This window comes from Aureimonas flava (assembly GCF_003583935.1).
GTDB classification, from domain to species: domain Bacteria; phylum Pseudomonadota; class Alphaproteobacteria; order Rhizobiales; family Rhizobiaceae; genus Aureimonas; species Aureimonas flava.
This window is the reverse complement of record NZ_QYRN01000003.1, coordinates 410,852-428,308: the sequence shown is the minus strand read 5'-3', so window position 1 is coordinate 428,308 and position 17,457 is coordinate 410,852. Positions and strand designations below refer to the sequence as shown.

The 17,457-nt window shown below is 70.3% G+C and carries 16 protein-coding genes; 6 read left to right on the top strand and 10 right to left on the bottom strand.

Features of this window, described 5'->3' with window-relative positions; genetic code table 11:
• Positions 1 to 130: 130 nt before the first annotated feature.
• From D3218_RS07675 to D3218_RS07665, 3 genes are read right to left on the bottom strand one after another with little or no spacing between them, the layout of a single operon-like run.
• Positions 131 to 1,273 (bottom strand): osmoprotectant NAGGN system M42 family peptidase, encoded by a 1,143-nt coding sequence (locus tag D3218_RS07675; RefSeq protein ID WP_119539299.1) that lies wholly within the window; start codon positions 1,271 to 1,273, stop codon positions 131 to 133.
• A gap of 8 nt (positions 1,274 to 1,281) precedes the next feature.
• The gene (gene ngg, locus D3218_RS07670) at positions 1,282 to 2,979 is read right to left on the bottom strand and encodes an N-acetylglutaminylglutamine synthetase (RefSeq protein ID WP_119539298.1); all 1,698 of its coding nucleotides are present in this window, start codon (positions 2,977 to 2,979) and stop codon (positions 1,282 to 1,284) included.
• The gene (locus D3218_RS07665) at positions 2,976 to 4,751 is read right to left on the bottom strand and encodes an N-acetylglutaminylglutamine amidotransferase (RefSeq protein ID WP_119539297.1); all 1,776 of its coding nucleotides are present in this window, start codon (positions 4,749 to 4,751) and stop codon (positions 2,976 to 2,978) included. The genes ngg and D3218_RS07665 overlap by 4 nt, the downstream gene beginning before the upstream one ends.
• Positions 4,752 to 4,886: 135 nt before the next feature.
• On the opposite strand from D3218_RS07665, the gene D3218_RS07660 reads away from it, so the two are divergent.
• The 3 genes from D3218_RS07660 (at position 4,887) to D3218_RS07650 (ending at position 7,558) form a co-directional block, all read left to right on the top strand.
• Positions 4,887 to 5,405: a MaoC family dehydratase gene (locus D3218_RS07660; protein ID WP_425359295.1), complete on the top strand. Its 519-nt coding sequence runs from the start codon at positions 4,887 to 4,889 to the stop codon at positions 5,403 to 5,405.
• Positions 5,402 to 6,094 carry a phosphoglycolate phosphatase gene (gph, locus tag D3218_RS07655; RefSeq protein WP_119539295.1) on the top strand — a complete coding sequence of 231 codons (693 nt, stop codon included), beginning with the start codon at positions 5,402 to 5,404 and terminating at the stop codon, positions 6,092 to 6,094. The genes D3218_RS07660 and gph overlap by 4 nt, the downstream gene beginning before the upstream one ends.
• 102 nt (positions 6,095 to 6,196) lie before the next feature.
• Positions 6,197 to 7,558, top strand: a complete 1,362-nt coding sequence (locus D3218_RS07650; protein ID WP_119539294.1) for an APC family permease — start codon at positions 6,197 to 6,199, stop codon at positions 7,556 to 7,558.
• 34 nt (positions 7,559 to 7,592) lie between these two features.
• Here D3218_RS07650 and D3218_RS07645 read toward each other — a convergent pair whose 3' ends face one another.
• A complete protein-coding gene (locus tag D3218_RS07645) occupies positions 7,593 to 7,850 on the bottom strand; it encodes a hypothetical protein (protein ID WP_119539293.1) in 258 nt (85 codons plus the stop codon).
• Positions 7,851 to 8,019: 169 nt separating this feature from the next.
• Between D3218_RS07645 and D3218_RS07640 the strand changes: the two genes are divergently transcribed.
• Positions 8,020 to 8,271, top strand: coding sequence for a hypothetical protein (locus D3218_RS07640; RefSeq protein ID WP_119539292.1), 252 nt, complete (start codon positions 8,020 to 8,022; stop codon positions 8,269 to 8,271).
• 4 nt (positions 8,272 to 8,275) lie between these two features.
• Here the strand turns inward: D3218_RS07640 and D3218_RS07635 are convergent, their stop codons facing one another.
• Positions 8,276 to 9,619, bottom strand: a complete 1,344-nt coding sequence (locus D3218_RS07635) for a sigma-54-dependent transcriptional regulator (protein ID WP_119539291.1) — start codon at positions 9,617 to 9,619, stop codon at positions 8,276 to 8,278.
• A complete protein-coding gene (locus D3218_RS07630; RefSeq protein ID WP_168990440.1) occupies positions 9,616 to 11,439 on the bottom strand; it encodes a sensor histidine kinase in 1,824 nt (607 codons plus the stop codon). The genes D3218_RS07635 and D3218_RS07630 overlap by 4 nt, the downstream gene beginning before the upstream one ends.
• 218 nt (positions 11,440 to 11,657) lie before the next feature.
• Here D3218_RS07630 and D3218_RS07625 point away from each other — a divergent pair, with 218 nt between their 5' ends.
• Entirely contained in the window at positions 11,658 to 13,001 is a 1,344-nt protein-coding gene (locus D3218_RS07625; protein ID WP_119539289.1) for a dicarboxylate/amino acid:cation symporter, read from the top strand.
• A gap of 114 nt (positions 13,002 to 13,115) precedes the next feature.
• Here D3218_RS07625 and D3218_RS07620 read toward each other — a convergent pair whose 3' ends face one another.
• Positions 13,116 to 13,436, bottom strand: a complete 321-nt coding sequence (locus D3218_RS07620) for a hypothetical protein (protein WP_119539288.1) — start codon at positions 13,434 to 13,436, stop codon at positions 13,116 to 13,118.
• Positions 13,437 to 13,557: 121 nt separating this feature from the next.
• Between D3218_RS07620 and D3218_RS07615 the strand changes: the two genes are divergently transcribed.
• Entirely contained in the window at positions 13,558 to 14,076 is a 519-nt protein-coding gene (locus tag D3218_RS07615; protein WP_119539287.1) for a hypothetical protein, read from the top strand.
• Positions 14,077 to 14,093: 17 nt separating this feature from the next.
• Here D3218_RS07615 and D3218_RS07610 read toward each other — a convergent pair whose 3' ends face one another.
• The 3 genes from D3218_RS07610 to D3218_RS07600 form a co-directional block, all read right to left on the bottom strand.
• Positions 14,094 to 14,411, bottom strand: coding sequence for a polyhydroxyalkanoic acid system family protein (locus D3218_RS07610; RefSeq protein ID WP_119539286.1), 318 nt, complete (start codon positions 14,409 to 14,411; stop codon positions 14,094 to 14,096).
• Positions 14,412 to 14,526: 115 nt separating this feature from the next.
• Positions 14,527 to 15,927, bottom strand: coding sequence for a DEAD/DEAH box helicase (locus tag D3218_RS07605; protein ID WP_119539285.1), 1,401 nt, complete (start codon positions 15,925 to 15,927; stop codon positions 14,527 to 14,529).
• Between the two features lie 251 nt (positions 15,928 to 16,178).
• Entirely contained in the window at positions 16,179 to 17,333 is a 1,155-nt protein-coding gene (locus tag D3218_RS07600) for a D-alanyl-D-alanine carboxypeptidase family protein (protein ID WP_245414957.1), read from the bottom strand.
• Positions 17,334 to 17,457: the final 124 nt, after the last annotated feature.

Sequence of the window (17,457 nt, the reverse complement as noted above, 5' to 3'; positions counted from 1 at the left end):
GGCACCGGCCGACGACAGCTGGGAAGAGTTCTGAGCCGCACGGCGCGCCGGCCCCGACGCCGGCGGCACGAGACCGACCGCCGCCCGCCCGCCGCCCCGAAGCGGCGCGGCGGGCGACGCGTTTCGGAGGCTAGCCCTCGTCGTCGAAACCGAGACCGGCGTCCGCCGCCGGCTGCCGGGTGAAGCCTTCGAGCCCGCCGCTCTGCTTCATGTCGCGCTCGATCTCGAGCGGCGACACCGCGTAGGCGGTCAGCAGCTCGGCCAGCGAGCGCAGCGCGTGCACGTGGATCCGCTCCCAGCCGTGGGAGGCGTCGACGCCGAAGGTGACGAGCGCCGTGCGCACGTCGTGCCCGGCCACCACGGCCGAGGCCGAATCCGAGCGATAGTAGCGGAACACGTCCTTCTGGAACCGGATGTCCTCGTCGCGGCAGAGCCGAACGAGCTTGTGCGTCAGGTGGTAGTCGAAGGGCCCCGTCTGGTCCGCCATGGCGATGGTCACGCCGAACTCGGCCGAGTTCTGGCCGGGCGCCGAGGTGCCGTTGTCCACCGCCACCATGGAGGCGACCTCCGGCGTCAGGATGGAGGCGGCGCCGACCCCGACCTCCTCGGCGATGGTGAACAGCCAGTGCGTGTCCACCGGCGTCGCCGACCGCTCCCGCTCCAGCGCCTCGATGGAGGCGAGCATCACGGCGACGCCCGCCTTGTCGTCCAGGTGACGCGAGACGATGAAGCCGTTGTCGAGAAATTCCGGTTGTGGGTCGATCGCCACCGTGTCGCCGACGTCGATGCCGAGCTTCAACGTGTCGTCGCGGCTGCGCGTGTGTTCGTCGATGCGCAACTCGACATGCGACCACCCGACGGGCGCCGTGTCGACCTCCTCGTTGAACGTGTGGCCGGACGCCTTGAGTGGCAGGATCGTGCCCCGGGCGGTCCTGTCTCCCGCCAGGATGGTGGCGCGCGCGCCTTCGGCGAAGCGCGCGGACCAGTGGCCGATCGGCACGAGTTCCAGCCGGCCGTTGTCCTTGACCGCCTTCACCTGGGCGCCCAGCGTGTCGACGTGGCTGACGATGGCACGGGCCGCGGCGCGGCGGCTGCCCTGCCGCACGGCGCGGATCGCCCCGCGCCGCGTCAGCTCCACCTCCAGGCCGAGCCGCTGGAGCTCTTCGCTGACGTAGCGGACCACCGAATCCGTATAGCCGGTGGGGCTCGGGATATGGAGAAGGGCATGGAGCTGCGCGAGGAGATAGGTCGTGTCGATCGTGTGGCGGGCCATGAATCCTGTCAGCCGGCAATGCGACGCTTGGCGCGCAGGGTGCGCACCGAGGCGGGAATGGAAAGCGGGAAGAGAAGGTCCACGAACCGCTCCGCCGTCGGCTGCGGCTCATGGTTCGCAAGGCCCGGCCGCTCGTTGGCTTCGATGAAGACGTAGTCCGGCTCGCGCGCGTCCTTGACCATGAAGTCGATGCCGCAGACCGGAATGTCGATCGCCCGCGCGGCCGCGACGGCCGCCTCGACGAGGCGCGGATGCACGATGCCGGTCACGTCGTGGATCGTGCCGCCGGTGTGCAGGTTGGCGGTCCGGCGCACGGTGACGCTCGTGCCTTCGGGAATGGCGTCGTCCCAGCCGAAGCCGGCCGCGCGAAGGGTGCGCTCGGTTTCCCCGTCCAGGGGCACGCGCGACTCGCCTCCGGTGGCCGCCGCGCGCCGACGCGACAGGCGCTCGATCAGCTCGCGCGCGGTGGCGCGCCCGTCGCCGACGATCGCGGGCGGGCGGCGGATCGCGGCCGCCACGAGCCGGAAGTCGATCACCACGAGGCGCAGGTCGTCGCCCTCAAAGCAGGACTCGATCAGGACGCGCTCGCATTCGCGACGCGCCGTCTCTACCGCCGTGGCCACCGCCTCCGCCGTGTCGAGGCCGACCGCGATGCCGCGCCCCTGTTCGCCGCGCGCGGGCTTCACCACGACGGAGCCGTGACGGGCGAGGAAGGCCGCGATCGCTCCCTCGTCCTCGTCGGCGACGATCTGCTCCGGCACCTCGACGCCCGCATCCTCCACGAGGCGCCGGGTGACGCTCTTGTCGTCGCAGATCGACAGCGCGACGGCCGACGTGAGTTCGGACAGGCTCTCGCGGCAGCGCAGCGTGCGCCCGCCGTAGGTCAGACGGAAGAAGCCGCCCTGCGCGTCCAGGATCTCGACGTGGATGCCGCGTCGGCGCGCCTCGTCGATGATGATGCGCGCATAGGGGTTCAGCGCCTCCTCCACCGCGGCGCTGCCGGTGAACAGCCGCTCGTTGATGGAGTTGCGGCGCTTCACCGCGAACATCGGCAGGCGCTCGAAGCCGAGCCGGTCGTAGAGCGCGATGGCCGGCTCGTTGTCGTGCATCACCGACAGGTCCATCGTGGCACAGCCGGCGTCGTGGAAATGCTCCGCGAGAGCGCGCACCAGGGCCTCGCCGATGCCGGGCGGGGCGGCCTGCGGGTCGATCGCGAGGCACCAGAGCGAGGAGCCGGCGTCCGGGTCGGCGAAGGCATGGACGTGATGCACCCCGGTCACGGTGCCGAGGATCGCGCCGCTGCCCTCGTCCTCGGCCACGAGATAGGTGAGCACCGGATCCTTGCGGTGGCGCCACAGGAAGTCCGGGTCCACCGGCACCATGTTGCGCGCGCGATAGATCCGGTTGATGGCGCTGGTGTCGCCGGCCGCCGCGACCTTGCGTACGGTGAAGCCGGCCGGCGGCCGCTCGGCCGGGGCGAGGGCCGTGAGGTCGAGCCGGTAGGTGTGGGACGGATCGAGGAAGAGGTCCTGCGGCGCCTGGGCCAGCAGCACGTGCGGGTCGCTGACGTGGAAGGCGATGTCGCGCCGGTCCGGCCCTTCCTCCTCCAGGAAGCGCGCGAGCTCCGCCGGGTCCGCGAAGGTCTCGGCGAAGACCAGGCGGCCCCAGCCGCAGTCCACCACGGCGTTGGGGGTGGGCTCGCTCATAGGCCCTGCTCCTGCAGCCAGAGTTCCAGAAGCGCCGCCTGCCAGAGTTCCGAGCCCTGGAGCGGCGTGATGTGCGAGGCCGGGTCGGCGAACAGGGCGTCGAGCCACCGCGGCTCGAACAGGCCGCGCTCGCGCGCCTTGGCCGAGCCCATCGCGTCGCGCACCATGTCGAGCGTCGGGCCGGCGAGGTACTTCAGCTGCGGAACCGGGAAGTAGCCCTTCTTGCGGTCGATCACCTCGTGCGGGATCACGAGGCGGGCGACGTCCTTGAGAACGCCCTTGCCGCCGCCCTTCAGCTTCTCGGCCGAGGGCACGCGCGCAGCCAGCTCCGCCAGCTCGTGGTCCAGGAAGGGGACGCGCGCCTCCAGGCCCCAGGCCATGGTCATGTTGTCGACGCGTTTGACCGGATCGTCCACCAGCATGACCTGGCTGTCGATGCGCAGCGCCTTGGCCACCGGGTCCTCGGCGCCGGGCATCGCGAAGTGGTCGCGCACGAAGTCGCCGCTCGCGTCGCGACCGGCGTGCCAGCGCGGCCGAAGCTGGCCGGCCAGCGTCTCGTGGCTGCGGTCGAAGAAGGCCCCGCGATAGGTCGCCACCGGGTCGGCCGCGTCGGCCATCGGCGGATACCAGTGGTAGCCGGCGAAGATTTCGTCGGCGCCCTGGCCGGACTGGACGACCTTGATGTGCTTGGAGACCTCGCGCGACAGGAGGTAGAAGCCGATATTGTCGTAGGAGACCATGGGTTCGGACATGGCGCGGATGGCGCCCGGCAGCTCGTCCAGCAGCTCGTGGCCCGGCACGAAGATCTTGTGGTGGCGCGTGTCGTAGTGCCGGGCGATGAGGTCGGAATACTCGAACTCGTTGCCGACCTCGCCATTGGCGTCCTCGAAGCCGATGGAGAAGGTGGAGAGGCCCGTCTGCCCGGCCTCGGCCAGGAGACCGACGATCAGGGAGGAGTCCACCCCGCCCGACAGGAGCACGCCCACCGGCACGTCGGCCACCATGCGCCGCTTCACCGCCAGGCGCAGCGCCTCCAGCACCATGTCGCGCCATTCCGCCGGGGAGCGCGCCTCGTCGCCGGCCTGCGCGCCGAAGGGCGGCGACCAGAAGGTCCGGTCGTCGAAGCGCCCGTCGGGCTCGATCATCCGCGTGGTGGCGGGCGGCAGCTTGCGCACGCCCTTCAGGATCGTCAGCGGCGCCGGCACCACGGCATGGAAGGTCATGTAATGGTGCAGTGCGACGGGATCGATCGCCGTGTCCACCTCTCCGGTCGCGACCAGCGCAGGAAGGGACGAGGCCAGGAGCAGCCGGTCGTCGGTCTGCGACAGGTACATCGGCTTGATGCCGAACCGGTCGCGCGCCAGCATCACGCGCCCGCTCTGGCGCTCGTGGATGGCGAAGGCGAACATGCCGTGGAAGCGTGTCACGCAGTCCCGGCCCCAGGCGTGGTAGGCCTTGAGGATGACCTCCGTGTCGCCGTGCGAGAAGAAGCGGTAGCCGAGCCCCTGCAACTCCTCGCGCAGCTCGGGATAGTTGTAGATGCAGCCGTTGAAGGCGAGGGTGAGCCCGAGGTCCGGGTCCTCCATCGGCTGCGCGGCCTTTTCCGACAGGTCGATGATCTTCAGCCGCCGGTGGCCGAAGCCGACCCGGCCGCGAAGCACCATGCCGGCACCGTCCGGGCCGCGGGGGCTGAGGCACTGCCCCATGGCCGCGATGCGCTCGGGGGAGGCGAAACCGCCGTCGAAGCGGATTTCACCGCAGATGCCGCACATGGACTTGTCCTTGCCTGGTTGCCGTCTATGCCTGCACATAGGCCACGCTCCGCCGCGGCAACCCCGTCGCGGCCCTTGGCGGGGCGCAGCGCGGCCACTATGACGGGCGCGAACGCATCGACGAGGTTGGATCGCTTGGCCCTGGACGACGAGGACGCGCTGCGACGGCGCCTGGTGCCGCTGGAGACCTACCGGTCCTATCTCGACGGGCAGGCCTTCGTGTCCGACTGGCTGCGCGTCGACCAGAGCATGATCGACCGTTTCGCCGACGCCACCAACGACCACCAGTTCATCCATGTCGACCCCGAGCGCGCCATGGCGGAAACGCCGTTCGGCGGCACCATCGCGCATGGGTTCCTCTCGCTTTCGCTGCTGTCCACGCTCGCCTACGACGCGATGCCGGGCGCCGAGCGCACCCGCATGGGCGTGAACTACGGCTTCGACGAGGTGCGCTTCCTGACCCCGGTCAAGAGCGGCGCGCGGGTGCGCGGCAGCTTCCGGCTCGTCGCGCTCAAGGAGCGCGCGGTGAGCCTTCAGTCGACCTGGGACGCCGCGGTGGAGATCGAGGGCGCCCCGAAGCCGGCGCTGGTCGCGCGCTGGATCACGCTGGCGGTGCTGGAGCCGCCGGCCGACGACGAAAGGACACCCGCATGAGCGAGACCCCTTCCTGGCCGCGCGCCGTCCTGTTCGACCTCGACGGGACGCTGGTGGATTCGCTGCCCGACATCCACGCCGCGCTGAACCAGACGATGGAGAGCCTCGGCGAGCCGCCCTTCACCATCGAGGCCGTGGGGCGCATGGTGGGGCAGGGTGTGCAGGTGCTGATCGGGCGCGCCTACGAGGGGCTCGGCAAGGAGATCGACGTCGCCACGCGAGACAAGATCGCCGAACGCTACCTTGCGATCTACTCCGCCCGCGCCACCGAACTCACCACCCTGAACGCCGGCGCGACGGATGCCGTGCGCCTGCTGGCCGAGCGGAACATCGCGCTCGGGGTCGTCACCAACAAGCCGGCCGCCGAGACGGCCGACATCCTCGCCCATTTCGGCCTGGCCGACCGGATGGCGGTGGTGGTGGGCGGCGACGCCGGCCCGCGCAAGAAGCCCGCGCCCGACCTTCTGATCCACGCCTGCCGGCAGCTCGGCATCGAGCCCGGCGAGGCGCTCTTCGTGGGCGACTCCGAGAACGACGTGGAGGCCGCCCAGGCCGCCGGGATGGCCGTGGTCGCGATGCGCGGCGGCTATACCGCCACGGGGATTGAGGCGCTCGGCGCCGACCTGGTGCTCGACCGTCTGGACGAGATGCCGGCAAGGCTCGGGGAGGTCCGCCGGCCCGTCGCCTGATTTCCGGCCGGTTTTCGCCCCCGTCTCGTCGCCTTATTCCTTTGGCGGGCTATCTATTCTGGCGGTGGGCATGGATCCGCCGGGAAGCGCGCGAGGGGCCTCATGGCGACGGAGACGGGACAGGGCACGGGGCTCAAGCGATCGGTCGGGCTGTTCCAGGTGACGCTGCTGGGCCTCGGGTCCATGCTGGGAGCCGGCATCTACGGGCTGATCGGCGAGGCCGCGAGCGAGCTCGGCAGCGCGGTCTGGGTCGCCTTCATGGTGTCCATGGTGGCGGCGCTGCTGACCGGCCTGTCCTACGCCTCCATCGCCTCGCGCTACCCGCGGGCCGGTGGTGCGGCCTACGTCACGCAGCGCGCCTACCGCTATCCGCTCCTGTCCTACACGGTGGGACTTGCGGTGGTCTGCTCCGGCCTCACCTCGATCGCCACGCAGAGCAACGTCGTGGCGCGCAACTTCGCCAGCGTCACCGGCATCGACGCGCCGCAGAGCGTGCTCGCCATCGGCTTCCTGGTGATCCTGGCCGGCATCCTGTTCCGAGGCATCACCGAGTCGCTGTGGCTCAACGCCGTCTGCACGGTGGTCGAGGCCTTCGGCCTGCTGCTCGTGATCGCCGTCGGCGTGTCCTACTGGGGCAGCGCCGACCTCCTGGAGTTTCCGGCCCCCGGTGAGGGTGCGGTGGAAGGCTCGGTGATGCTGCTGGTCGCGCAGGGAGCGGTGCTCACCTTCTTCTCCTTCATCGGCTTCGAGGACATGCTCAACGTCTCGGAGGAGGTGAAGAACCCCGAGCGCACCATGCCGATCGCGATGATCTCGGCCATGCTGATGGCGACGGTGATCTACATCGCCATCGCGATCACCGCCGTGTCCGTGGTGCCCTGGCGCGAGCTCGCCGAAGCGGCCGGGCCGCTGACGCTGGTGGTGGAACGCGCCGCTCCCTGGTTCCCGACCAGCCTCTATGCCGGCATCACCATCTTCGCCGTCGCCAACACGGCGCTGGTCAACTACGTCATGGCCTCGCGCCTTCTCTACGGCATGTCGCGCCAGGGCTTGATGCCGGAGGCGCTCGGCCGCGTGCACCGGACGCGCCACACGCCCTATGTCGCGATCGGCGTGCTGCTCGCGATCGTCGTGCTCCTGTCGCTGGTCGGCGACATCGGGGCGCTCGCCGCCTCCACCGTTCTGCTGCTGCTGATCGTGTTCACCGTGGTCAACATCGCGCTGCTCTTGCTCCAGCGGCGGCCGGGCGAGGCGAAGGGCCGCTTCGAGGTGCCCACCTTCGTGCCGGCGCTCGGCGCGCTCGTCTGCGCCGGGCTGATCGTGGTGCGGATCGGCCAGGGCGAGTGGACGGCGCCGATCATCGCGATCGGCCTCTTCGTGGCGATCGTGGTCCTCTACTACCTGACGGGCGTCGGCCGCTCGGGCGGCATCGACCGCTTCATCGAAAGCGAAGCCGGGAGCTGAGCCCGGCCGGCCGGCCGATGGGCCGGGCCGCCGGTCAGAAGACGATCTTGCGCGGCACGTAGCCGCCGCGCTGGACGATCGAGGCGATCGCGAGCTGCTCGCGGATGGGCTTGGACAGGATCGGCAGGACCCGGCGCTCGAAGACGTCGCGCTCGGACGGGTTCAATGCGCCCAGGCCATGGGCCGCGACATGCTGCGCGACCCGGATCTCCTCCGACCCCGCCTTGAGGAGTTTGGCTTCGACGACTTCACGGATCAGGGCGCTGAGTTCGGGGTCTACGGGTATGCTCATTCTCGACGTCCTGCACTTTTCGAGGCTCGAAGTAGGCGGACAGATGGGCCTTGTCGAGGCATGCGACCGCCTCCGTGCGCACGCATGTGAAACTTCGCCGCAAGGGGGGAGCCGAAGCGCCGCGAACGTGTTGGTCGGCCGTGCGTAAACCCGAAAAGGAGTCCCCACGATGAGCCAGACGAACCTGTCCGACGGCGCCCTCTCGATCCTGGTCTTCGCCGCCTACCACTCGCTGGTGAGCGGCGAAACGGTGACGCGCGTCGTCCTGGACGACGGCAAGGGGCACAAGGCCGATGCCGAGGGGGTGCGCGAGATGGAGGAGGCCGGGCTCTTGGACCCGGAGGGTGGGCGCGGCCTGCTGACCGATGCCGGGCGCGAACGCCTGGACCGCGTCATCGACACGCTGCGGCAGGCCGCCTGACCCCTCAGCCCTCCGCGAAGTCGCGGCGGCTGATGCCGTGGCGCTGGAGCTTGTCGTAGAAGGTCTTGCGGGGGATGCCGAGCGCCTCCACCGTGCGCCGAACGTCGCCGCCGTTCTCCGCCAGCACCTGCCGGATCGTCTCCGCCTCGAACCGATCGACGCGCTCCGGCAGGGTCGGCGTCGGCGAGGGCGTCGATGCCGCTCCCTCGTCGGGATCGAGGCCGAGCGCGACGCGTTCGGCGTGGTGAGCCAGTTCGCGCACGTTGCCGGGCCAGGAATGCGAGGCGAGCCGCTGGAGCAGCGCCGGCGACAGGCTCGGCGGCTCGCGTCGGAACCGCTCGGCGGCGCGGCGCAGGAAGTGCGAGAACAGGAGGGCGATGTCGGAGCCGCGCTCGCGCAACGGCGGAATGCGCACCGTCACCACGTTGAGGCGGTAGAACAGGTCCTCGCGGAAGTAGGCGCGTGCCTCCGCGGAGCCGAGGTCCACCTTGGCGGCGGCGACCACGCGAAGGTCCAGCGCCCGCCGCTCGTTGGTGCCCAGCGGCTCGACCTCGCGGGTCTCCAGCACCCGCAGAAGCTTCACCTGGAGTGCGGCGGGCATGGACTCGATCTCGTCCAGGAACAGCGTTCCGCCGCTGGAATGCTCGATGCGCCCGACGCGGCGCTTCGCCGCCCCGGTGAAGGCGCCGGCCTCGTGGCCGAAGAGTTCGCTCTCGATCACCGTCTCGGGCAGCGCACCGCAGTTCAGCGCCACGAAGGGCTTGGCCGCGCGCCGGCTCCAGTGGTGCAGCGCGCTCGCCACCACTTCCTTGCCTGAGCCCGTCTCGCCCTCCACCAGGACGTCCACGTCGGCATCGGCGATCTGGCGCAGCGTGCGGCGCAGGCGCTCCATCGCCGGGCTCTCGCCGATCAGCGGCAGGTCGTCGCCGCCCGTCTCGGCCAGGGCCCGCAGCCGCCGGTTCTCCATCACCAGCCGGCGCTTCTCGGCGGCGCGTCCGATGCTCTGCATCAGCCGGTCGGTGGCGTAGGGCTTGGCGATGAAGTCGTAGGCGCCCTCGCGCAGGGCGTCCACCGCCATGGCGATGTCGCCGTGCCCGGTGATCAGGATCACCGGCAGGTCCGGGTCGAGCCGGCGCACCGCGCGAAAGAGGTCGAGCCCGTCCATGCCCGGCATGCGGATGTCGGTGACGAGGATGCCGGGAAACTCCGGCGACAGGGCGGCGAGCGCGGCGCGCGCGTCGGCGAAGGGCAGGGGCGTCCAGCCGGCGAGGGCCAGGGCCTGCGCCCCCGCCTCGCGCAGGTCCGCGTCGTCGTCCACGAAGGCGACGGTGGTCTCGGCGGCGCTCATGATCGGGCGATCCTCAGGCAGGCGGTGAAGGTGGCGCCCTCGCCGGGCCGGCTCTCGGCGCCGAGCGTCCCGCCCCATTCGGACAGGATGTCCTTGACGATCACGAGGCCGAGGCCGAGGCCGCGCGGCTTGGAGGTTGAAAAGGGCGTGAACAGCGTCGCGAGCCGCTCGGGCGGGATGCCCGGCCCGTTGTCGCGCACGGCGAGGCGCACCGTGTCGCCGCGGGCGGCGGTCTCGATCCAGATGCGACCGTCCGTCCGGTCGTCCATGGCGTCGAGCGCGTTCTGCAGGAGGTTGACGAGCACCTGCTCCAGCCGCACGCGCTCGCCGATCACCACGTAGCGTGCAAGGTCCGCATCGCGCGCGATGGGCACACCCGCCGTGTCGAGCCGACCCTGAAGAACCATGATCGCGCCGTCCACCGCCTCGGCGAGGTTGACCGGCTCCAGCCGGCTGGACCCTCGCCGGGCGTGGCCCTTCAAGGTGTCGGTGATGCGTCCGATGCGCTCGGTCAGCCCGACGACGTTGCCGAGGTTCCGGCGGGTGGTGTCCGCGTCGCCGCGCTCGAGGAACTGCACGGCGTTCTCGGCATAGGTGCGGATCGCGGCGACCGGCTGGTTGATCTCGTGCGCCACGCCGGCCGTGATCTGGCCGAGCGACGCCAGACGGTTGGCCTGGTCGAGGCTGCGCCGCAGGGTCTCGACACGCTCCTCGGCGGCCTGCCGGGTGCGGCTTTCCTCCACCAGGCGTCGGTTCGCCTCGCGCAGCTCCGCCGTCCGCTCCTCCACGCGGCGTTCCAGTTCCAGCGCGGCCACGCGCATGGTCTCCTGCCGGCGGCGAAGGTAGCGGCGCCGACGCGCGACGAGGAACCCGGCGGTGCTGACGAGCAGCAGCGACGCGAGGCCCTGGAGCCGATAGGACAGGCGGGCCTGCGCGAGGGCCGCGTCGGCCGGCACCCAGAGGTGGAGCGTCCAGTCGAGGACGGGATCGTCCAGGCGGTCCTCGGCCGCCACGAAGCGTCGCCGGTCGTCCGTCCTCGTCGCCGCCACGGTTCCGCGCCGATGCTGGATGCCGAGCGGGGTGAGCGGCGCGGCGCCGAACTGCAGGCTGTCGCGGATGCGCGCGGCGAGATCGGCCGGCACGGGCTCCATCGCGCGGTAGCGCCAGTCGGCCTGCGTAGTGGCCAGCACGATGCCCTGGTCGCCCGTCACGAACACCACGTTGCCGCCCGCCGCCCAGTCCCGCTCGATGTCGCCGAACTCGACCTTGAGCACCACGACGCCGAGCGCCCGTCCGCCGAGGTCGACGCGACGCGCGAGGTAGAGGCCGGCGCGCCCGCTGACGGTGCCCAGGGCATACTGCGCTCCGGCGCCGGTCGCCATCGCCTTCCGGAAGTAGGGCCGGAAGGCGTAGTCGCTGCCGACGAAGCTCGTCGGCTCGGCGTAGTTGCTGGCGGCGATGGCCAGCCCTTGCGCGTTCAGAAGGTAGAGGACGGTCGCCCCGGTGGTCCGGCGCAACTCTTCGAGCCGCTGGTTCACCCGGTCGGTGCCGGCCCCGGAGGGCGCTGCGAGGATGTCGCGGATGTCCGGGTCCTCTGAGAGGATGGCCGGAACCACCCGCTGCTTGTCCACCTCGCTGCGCAGCACCGCCATGGCGAGCGGAAGCGAGGTGTCGGCCCGCTCGCCGAGGATCGCCAGCGTGGCGCGGTCGGCCAGGGCACCGGCGGCCAGCCATGTCATGACGGCGACCGCCAGCAGCCCGCCGGACACGGCGAGACGGAACAGCCGTCGATGCTGGGGGGATGGGGAGGGCGTGTTCATCGCGTGCGGAATATCGCACAACGTCCATGAATGGCGAGTGGAAATCCGCACGAATTGCCCGTCTTGATAGAACGCAGTGCGCCTTGGAGAGCTTTGCGCTGGGCGAATGCCACCTCTGCATAGAGTTGGCACGCATGTTGCTACCCTTGTCGTCGAGGCTTCTCCACCCATCGATGGGCGCCGGGGAAGAAGGACATGACAAGACAGGGGAGGCACCCATGGCAACCATGCCGATCGCGCAGTCCGTGCCTGCGCAGAAGAAGCCCATCTACGCCCAGCTCTATTTCCAGGTCGTGGTGGCCATCGTCGCCGGCATCACGCTCGGGCATTTCTACCCCGAGTTCGGCGCGAGCCTGAAGCCGCTCGGCGACGCCTTCATCAAGCTGGTGAAGATGATCATCGCCCCGGTGATCTTCCTGACGGTCGTGACCGGCATCGCCGGCATGACCGATCTCGCCAAGGTCGGCCGCGTGGTCGGCAAGGCGATGATCTACTTCCTCACCTTCTCGACGCTGGCGCTCATCATCGGCCTCATCGTTGCCAACGTCGCCCATCCCGGCCACGGGATGAACATCGATCCGGCCACGCTCGATAGCGCGGCGGTCGCGACCTACACCCAGAAGGCGCACGATTCGTCGATCGTCGGCTTCCTGATGAACATCATCCCGGCGACGCTGGTCAGTGCCTTCGCCGATGGCGACATCCTGCAGGTGCTCTTCATCGCCGTCCTGTTCGGCATCGCTCTGGCGATGATCGGCGAGGCGGGCCGTCCCGTCACCGACTTCTTCAACGCGCTGACGGCGCCGATCTTCAAGCTCGTCGCCATCCTGATGAAGGCGGCCCCGATCGGCGCCTTCGGCGCCATGGCCTTCACCATCGGCAAGTACGGCATCGGCTCGGTGGCCAACCTCGCCTATCTGATCGGCGTCTTCTACTTCACCTCGTTCCTGTTCGTCGTGGTCGTGCTCGGCGCCGTCTGCCGCTACAACGGCTTCTCGATCTTCTCGCTGCTGCGCTACATCAAGGAGGAGCTGCTGCTCGTCCTGGGCACCTCGTCCTCGGAGGCGGCTCTGCCCTCGCTGATGAAGAAGATGGAGAACGCCGGCGCCAAGAAGTCGGTGGTCGGCCTCGTGATCCCGACCGGCTACTCGTTCAACCTCGACGGCACCAACATCTACATGACGTTGGCGGCCCTGTTCATCGCCCAGGCGACGAACATCGACCTGTCCTGGGGCGACCAGATCCTGCTGCTGCTCGTGGCGATGCTGTCCTCCAAGGGCGCAGCCGGCATCACCGGCGCCGGCTTCATCACCCTGGCCGCCACCCTGTCCGTAGTCCCCTCCGTTCCCGTCGCCGGCATGGCGCTGATCCTCGGCGTCGACCGGTTCATGTCCGAGTGCCGCGCCATCACCAACTTCATCGGCAATGCGGTGGCCACGCTCGTGGTCGCGCGCTGGGAAGGCGAGCTCGATCAGGACCGCCTGCGTTCGGTCCTGGCCGGCGAGGCGGTCGCGCCTCTGGACGAAGAGCGCGTGTCCCTCAACGCGGTGCCGGCCGAGTAACGGCCCGCCGGCATCCCGGCGCGACGACGAGGCCCGCCCCGAGCGATCGGGGCGGGCCTTCGTTTGGGAACCGAGCAGGAAGCGGGGGAAGGGGCGAGCGAGGTGCCCGCCGCGTCAGACGGCGTAGAAGAGGCCGGCGATCCGATGGCGCTCCGCGTCCGACACACGCTCGCCGCCCGCCTCGATGGCAAGACCCAGCTCCGCACCGCGCGCCCAGACGATGCGGGCCGTCCAGCGGCGCGTCTCCGCCTCGTCGTAGAGCGTCAGAACCTCGGGCAGCACGCGGTCCACCGGAGCGAAGGCGCGGATGCGCGCCCCGCGGGCCGAGCGGTCCACCACGGCGCAGTCGCACAGGAAGCCGTCGGCCGCGCCCAGCAGCTTGCCGGGCCGCAGTCGCGTGGTCCGTCGTGCCGCTCCTCGCCGATCCGCCCGCATGTGATGCTCCGCTTTACCGTTTCCTAACCCTACCGGAACGTCGCTCGCGGGCAAAACGCGGCCTCATATCTTCGTTAACGGCGCCCCGCCATGCTGCAAGCTCCACGCAAGGAGCCCAGCGATGTCCCGGATCGCACCCACGCCGCCCGATTTCTCGCTCGCCCGCAAACCGCTGTCCGCGCGCACGTTCCTGAAGCACGTGGACCGCGACTGGTCGGCGACGGATTGGGTGATCGCGCTGTCGTCGGTGACGCTCGCCGTGGCCTCCGCCGGCTTCTTCTCGTGGTCCTACGCGGTGTCCCTCGAGACGCCGGACTATTTCCAGCAGGCGGCGCTCGCGCGCATGTCGCCCAAGCTGGACCCGATCGAGACGGGTTCGGTGGGCGAGGCGGCGCATGCGGACGCGATGCCGGCACCCACCATCGTGCGCGACCACACGCCGACGCCCTCGGACTACCAGATCGTGATGATCTTCCAGGACGAGGCGCTGCTGGCGACGCGCCAGGAGCTGATGCGGGTCAAGGTCGGCTCGGTCGTGCCGGGCCTTGGAACGGTGCAGGCGATCGAGGGCGGCACGTCCGGCGGCTCGGTCACAGCCGAAAAGGCGACGCTGCGCAGCATCGCCACGCCCGATCCCTGAGGGCGAGACGCCCCGCCTCAGGCCGGCTTGTTCTCGAGCAGGACCTGCCCTTCCTTCTGGATCTTGCCGGTGAGCTTGCCGGCGATCGAGGCGAGGAAGCCCGGAAGGTCGAGCTCGACATGGACGTGGTCGTCCAGGATGTCGAGGCGCCCGACGATCGACTGGCCCATCATCCGCGCGCGGAAGTCGAGATGGTCGCCGGTCCACTGGTCCTCGAACTTCAGCATGCCGCCGGTGGCCTCCGAACGGATGCGCCCGAACCCGTCCGCGATGCGCTGGCGAGCGGCGTCGCGCGACAGCTTGTGCGGAATGTCGACCCTGACGGTCTCGGCCATGCGTCCAGTCTCCTCGTGCTCGGTCCAGCCCCCGGCATATGGCGAACGCCGCCCCGATGGGCAACCGGCCGAAACGAAAAGGGCGCCCTGGGGCGCCCTTCGCTTCGATGGGAGATCAGGCCGTCGCCGACCGGGGGGCGCCGCCGCCCCGGCGCGAGCGCCGCCGCTGGCCGTTCGGCCGGGCCGCGCGCTCCTCGCCGCTGCGCGGCGCGCCGCCCGCCGGCGCTGCGTTGCCCGGGACGCCGCGACGCTCGCCGGGCTTGGCGCCGCGCGGCTGGTGGCGCTGGCCGTTCTCCGAGCGCTGCGGCTTGTTGCCGGCCGGGCGACCGCCCCGGGGCTGACGGGGACCGCGGCTCTCGCGGGGCTCGTCGGCGAAGGCCGAGGCGTCCGAGAACTCCGACGTCTGCACGTCGAAGCGCAGGCCGGTCAGCTTCTCGACCTGGCGCAGCTTGGCGCGCTCGGACGGATCGCACAGCGTCACCGCGACGCCAGACTTGCCGGCGCGGGCCGTGCGGCCGATGCGGTGCACGTAGCTCTCCGGCTCCTCCGGCAGGTCGAAGTTCACCACATGGGTGATGTCGTCGACATGGATGCCGCGCGCCACGATGTCGGTGGCCACCAGCACGCGCAGCTCACCCGAATGGAACTGGCCGAGCGCCTTCTGGCGCGCGCCCTGGCTCTTGTTGCCGTGGATGGCGAGCGCGGCGATGCCGGCCTTGCCGAGATCCTCGGACAGGCGGTTGGCGCCGTGCTTGGTGCGCGTGAAGATCACGGTCTTGTCGAAGCCCGGCAGGGACTTGATCAGCCAGTGCTTCTTCGCCTTCTGCGGCACCAGGAAGACGCTCTGGTCGATCTTCTCGACCGTCACCACCTCTGGCGTCACCTCGACGCGGACCGGATCCTTCAGGATCTTGGCGGCCAGCGAGGCGATGTTCTGCGGCATGGTGGCCGAGAACAGGAGCGACTGCCGCTTCTCGGGCACCAGCTTCACGATGCGGTTGATGTCGCGGATGAAGCCCATGTCGAGCATGCGGTCGGCCTCGTCGAGCACGAGGTGCTCGATCGCCGACAGGGTGATCGCCTTCTGGTCGATGAGGTCGAGCAGGCGGCCGGGCGTGGCGACGACCATGTCGACGCCCCGGCGCGCGGTCTCGATCTGCGGGCGGATCGACACGCCGCCGAACACCGTCATGTGGCGGATCGGGGTGCCGGCGGTGAAGCCCTTCACGTTCTCCGCGATCTGGAGCGCCAGCTCGCGCGTCGGCGCCAGCACCAGGACGCGCGGCGCGCCGGGCTTGGACTTGCCGCCCTTGGCGATCAGGGCGTCGAGGATGGGAAGCGAGAAGGCGGCTGTCTTGCCGGTGCCGGTCTGCGCGATGCCGAGGACGTCGCGCCCCTTCATCACGGCCGGGATGGCCTGCGCCTGGATCGGCGTCGGCGTGGTGATGTCCATGGCTGCAAGAGCGGACAGAAGCGCGTCGGCAAGGCCGAGCGCCTGGAAATTCGTCTGGGTCAAGGAATGCCTTTGACTGTGAAGCCGGGACGGCTGTCCCGGAGATCGGCCGGACGTCCCTGCGCGGGAACGGAACGGCACGGACCGCGGCCGGCCCTTTGGAAGGGGACGGCGGTGGCGCTCGGCTCAGTGTCCCGAAGCGGGATCAAGGCGGGCGCAGCGCAAGCGCGGCATGACCGCCCCTATATCCGCTCTCTTGTGCGCTGCGTCAAGCCGGATCGGCCGAAACCGGGCGCCTCGGCCCGGCCGGTCGCTCAGCGGAAGTAGCCGAGCACCTGTTCCTGCATCCGCTGGAGGAGGCCGGCGCGCTCGACCTCCGCGGCCGCGTAGAGCGGCTCCTCGCGCACCACCGCGCCGTCGCGGGTGATGCGCATCTGCGCGACGCGTCGCCCCTCGGGCACCGGCGCCTCGATGGTGCCGACCGGCACGATCTCGGTCTGGTAGGGCGAACCGGAGCCGCGCGGCTCGATGAAGCGGATCTCGCCGGCCGCGCGCACCGGCACGCTGGCCGCCACGCCGCCGCTCACCGGCACCTCGCCGGCGGTCTCGTCGCTCTTCAGGATCACGACGTTCTCGAAGCCGCGCAGGCCCAGCGTCATCAGCGCCCGCGCCTGGGTCGCCCGCTCGCCGACGGTCTTCATGCCCGTCATCGCGAAGACGATGCGCCGTCCGCCGTCGTCCTTGGCGGAGGCCACGAGACCGTAGCCGGCCTCGCTGGTGTGGCCGGTCTTCAGCCCGTCCGCGCCGAGGCTGAGGAGCGGGTTGCGCGAGCGCTGGGTGATGCCGTTGAAGGTGAATTCCTCCTCCGAGAACAGGGGGTAGTGCTCGGGATAGGTGCGGATGATGTAGGCGGCGAGCGTCACGAGGTCGCGCGCCGAGACGCGCTGGGCGGGATCGGGCAGCCCGTGCGGATTGACGAAGTGGGAATGGGTCAGCCCCAGTTCCTGCGCCCGCCGGTTCATCATCTCGGCGAAGGCCGGCACCGATCCGGCGATGCCCTCGGCGGCCACGATCGTCGCGTCGTTGCCGGACTGGATGGCGATGCCCTTGATGAGGTCGGCGACGCTGACCTGCGAGTTCAGCGGCAGGAACATGGTGGAGCCGCCCGACGCGGCGCCGCCGGTCCGCCAGGCGTGTTCGGAAACCGGGAACGTCTCGTCCATGCGGATCGCGCCGCGCTTCAGCTCGTCGAAGATCACCAGCAGCGTCATCAGCTTCGACAGGCTGGCGGGCGGCACTTCGTCGTCCGGATTCTTCTCGAACAGGATCGTGTCGGTGTCGAAGTCGAGCAGCACCGCCGCGTGTGCCGTGGTCTCGAAGGCATGGGCGGGGGCAGACAGGCCGGCGGCGACGAGGAGGGCCGCCAGCATGCGCGTGAAGGGGAGGGAGAAGCGCGCAAGCCTTGCCATGCCGTGAAATCCTTATGCCGCGGGCGCGGCGGCGAGGCCGCGCCACATCCTTGCCCGGGAGGTTAATGGAACCTCAGCAGAACTTGGTGAACGGCAGGTGAACGACAACCGGGCGGCGAGCACA

Excerpts from the sequence above, each read along its gene's own strand:
- D3218_RS07675 (WP_119539299.1), bottom strand. The coding sequence starts at position 1,273 with ATGGCCCGCCACACGATCGACACGACCTATCTCCTCGCGCAGCTCCAT.
- ngg (WP_119539298.1), bottom strand. The coding sequence starts at position 2,979 with ATGAGCGAGCCCACCCCCAACGCCGTGGTGGACTGCGGCTGGGGCCGC.
- D3218_RS07665 (WP_119539297.1), bottom strand. The coding sequence starts at position 4,751 with ATGTGCGGCATCTGCGGTGAAATCCGCTTCGACGGCGGTTTCGCCTCC.
- gph (WP_119539295.1), top strand. The coding sequence starts at position 5,402 with ATGAGCGAGACCCCTTCCTGGCCGCGCGCCGTCCTGTTCGACCTCGAC.
- D3218_RS07650 (WP_119539294.1), top strand. The coding sequence starts at position 6,197 with ATGGCGACGGAGACGGGACAGGGCACGGGGCTCAAGCGATCGGTCGGG.
- D3218_RS07645 (WP_119539293.1), bottom strand. The coding sequence starts at position 7,850 with ATGAGCATACCCGTAGACCCCGAACTCAGCGCCCTGATCCGTGAAGTC.
- D3218_RS07640 (WP_119539292.1), top strand. The coding sequence starts at position 8,020 with ATGAGCCAGACGAACCTGTCCGACGGCGCCCTCTCGATCCTGGTCTTC.
- D3218_RS07635 (WP_119539291.1), bottom strand. The coding sequence starts at position 9,619 with ATGAGCGCCGCCGAGACCACCGTCGCCTTCGTGGACGACGACGCGGAC.
- D3218_RS07630 (WP_168990440.1), bottom strand. The coding sequence starts at position 11,439 with ATGAACACGCCCTCCCCATCCCCCCAGCATCGACGGCTGTTCCGTCTC.
- D3218_RS07625 (WP_119539289.1), top strand. The coding sequence starts at position 11,658 with ATGGCAACCATGCCGATCGCGCAGTCCGTGCCTGCGCAGAAGAAGCCC.
- D3218_RS07620 (WP_119539288.1), bottom strand. The coding sequence starts at position 13,436 with ATGCGGGCGGATCGGCGAGGAGCGGCACGACGGACCACGCGACTGCGG.
- D3218_RS07615 (WP_119539287.1), top strand. The coding sequence starts at position 13,558 with ATGTCCCGGATCGCACCCACGCCGCCCGATTTCTCGCTCGCCCGCAAA.
- D3218_RS07610 (WP_119539286.1), bottom strand. The coding sequence starts at position 14,411 with ATGGCCGAGACCGTCAGGGTCGACATTCCGCACAAGCTGTCGCGCGAC.
- D3218_RS07600 (WP_245414957.1), bottom strand. The coding sequence starts at position 17,333 with ATGGCAAGGCTTGCGCGCTTCTCCCTCCCCTTCACGCGCATGCTGGCG.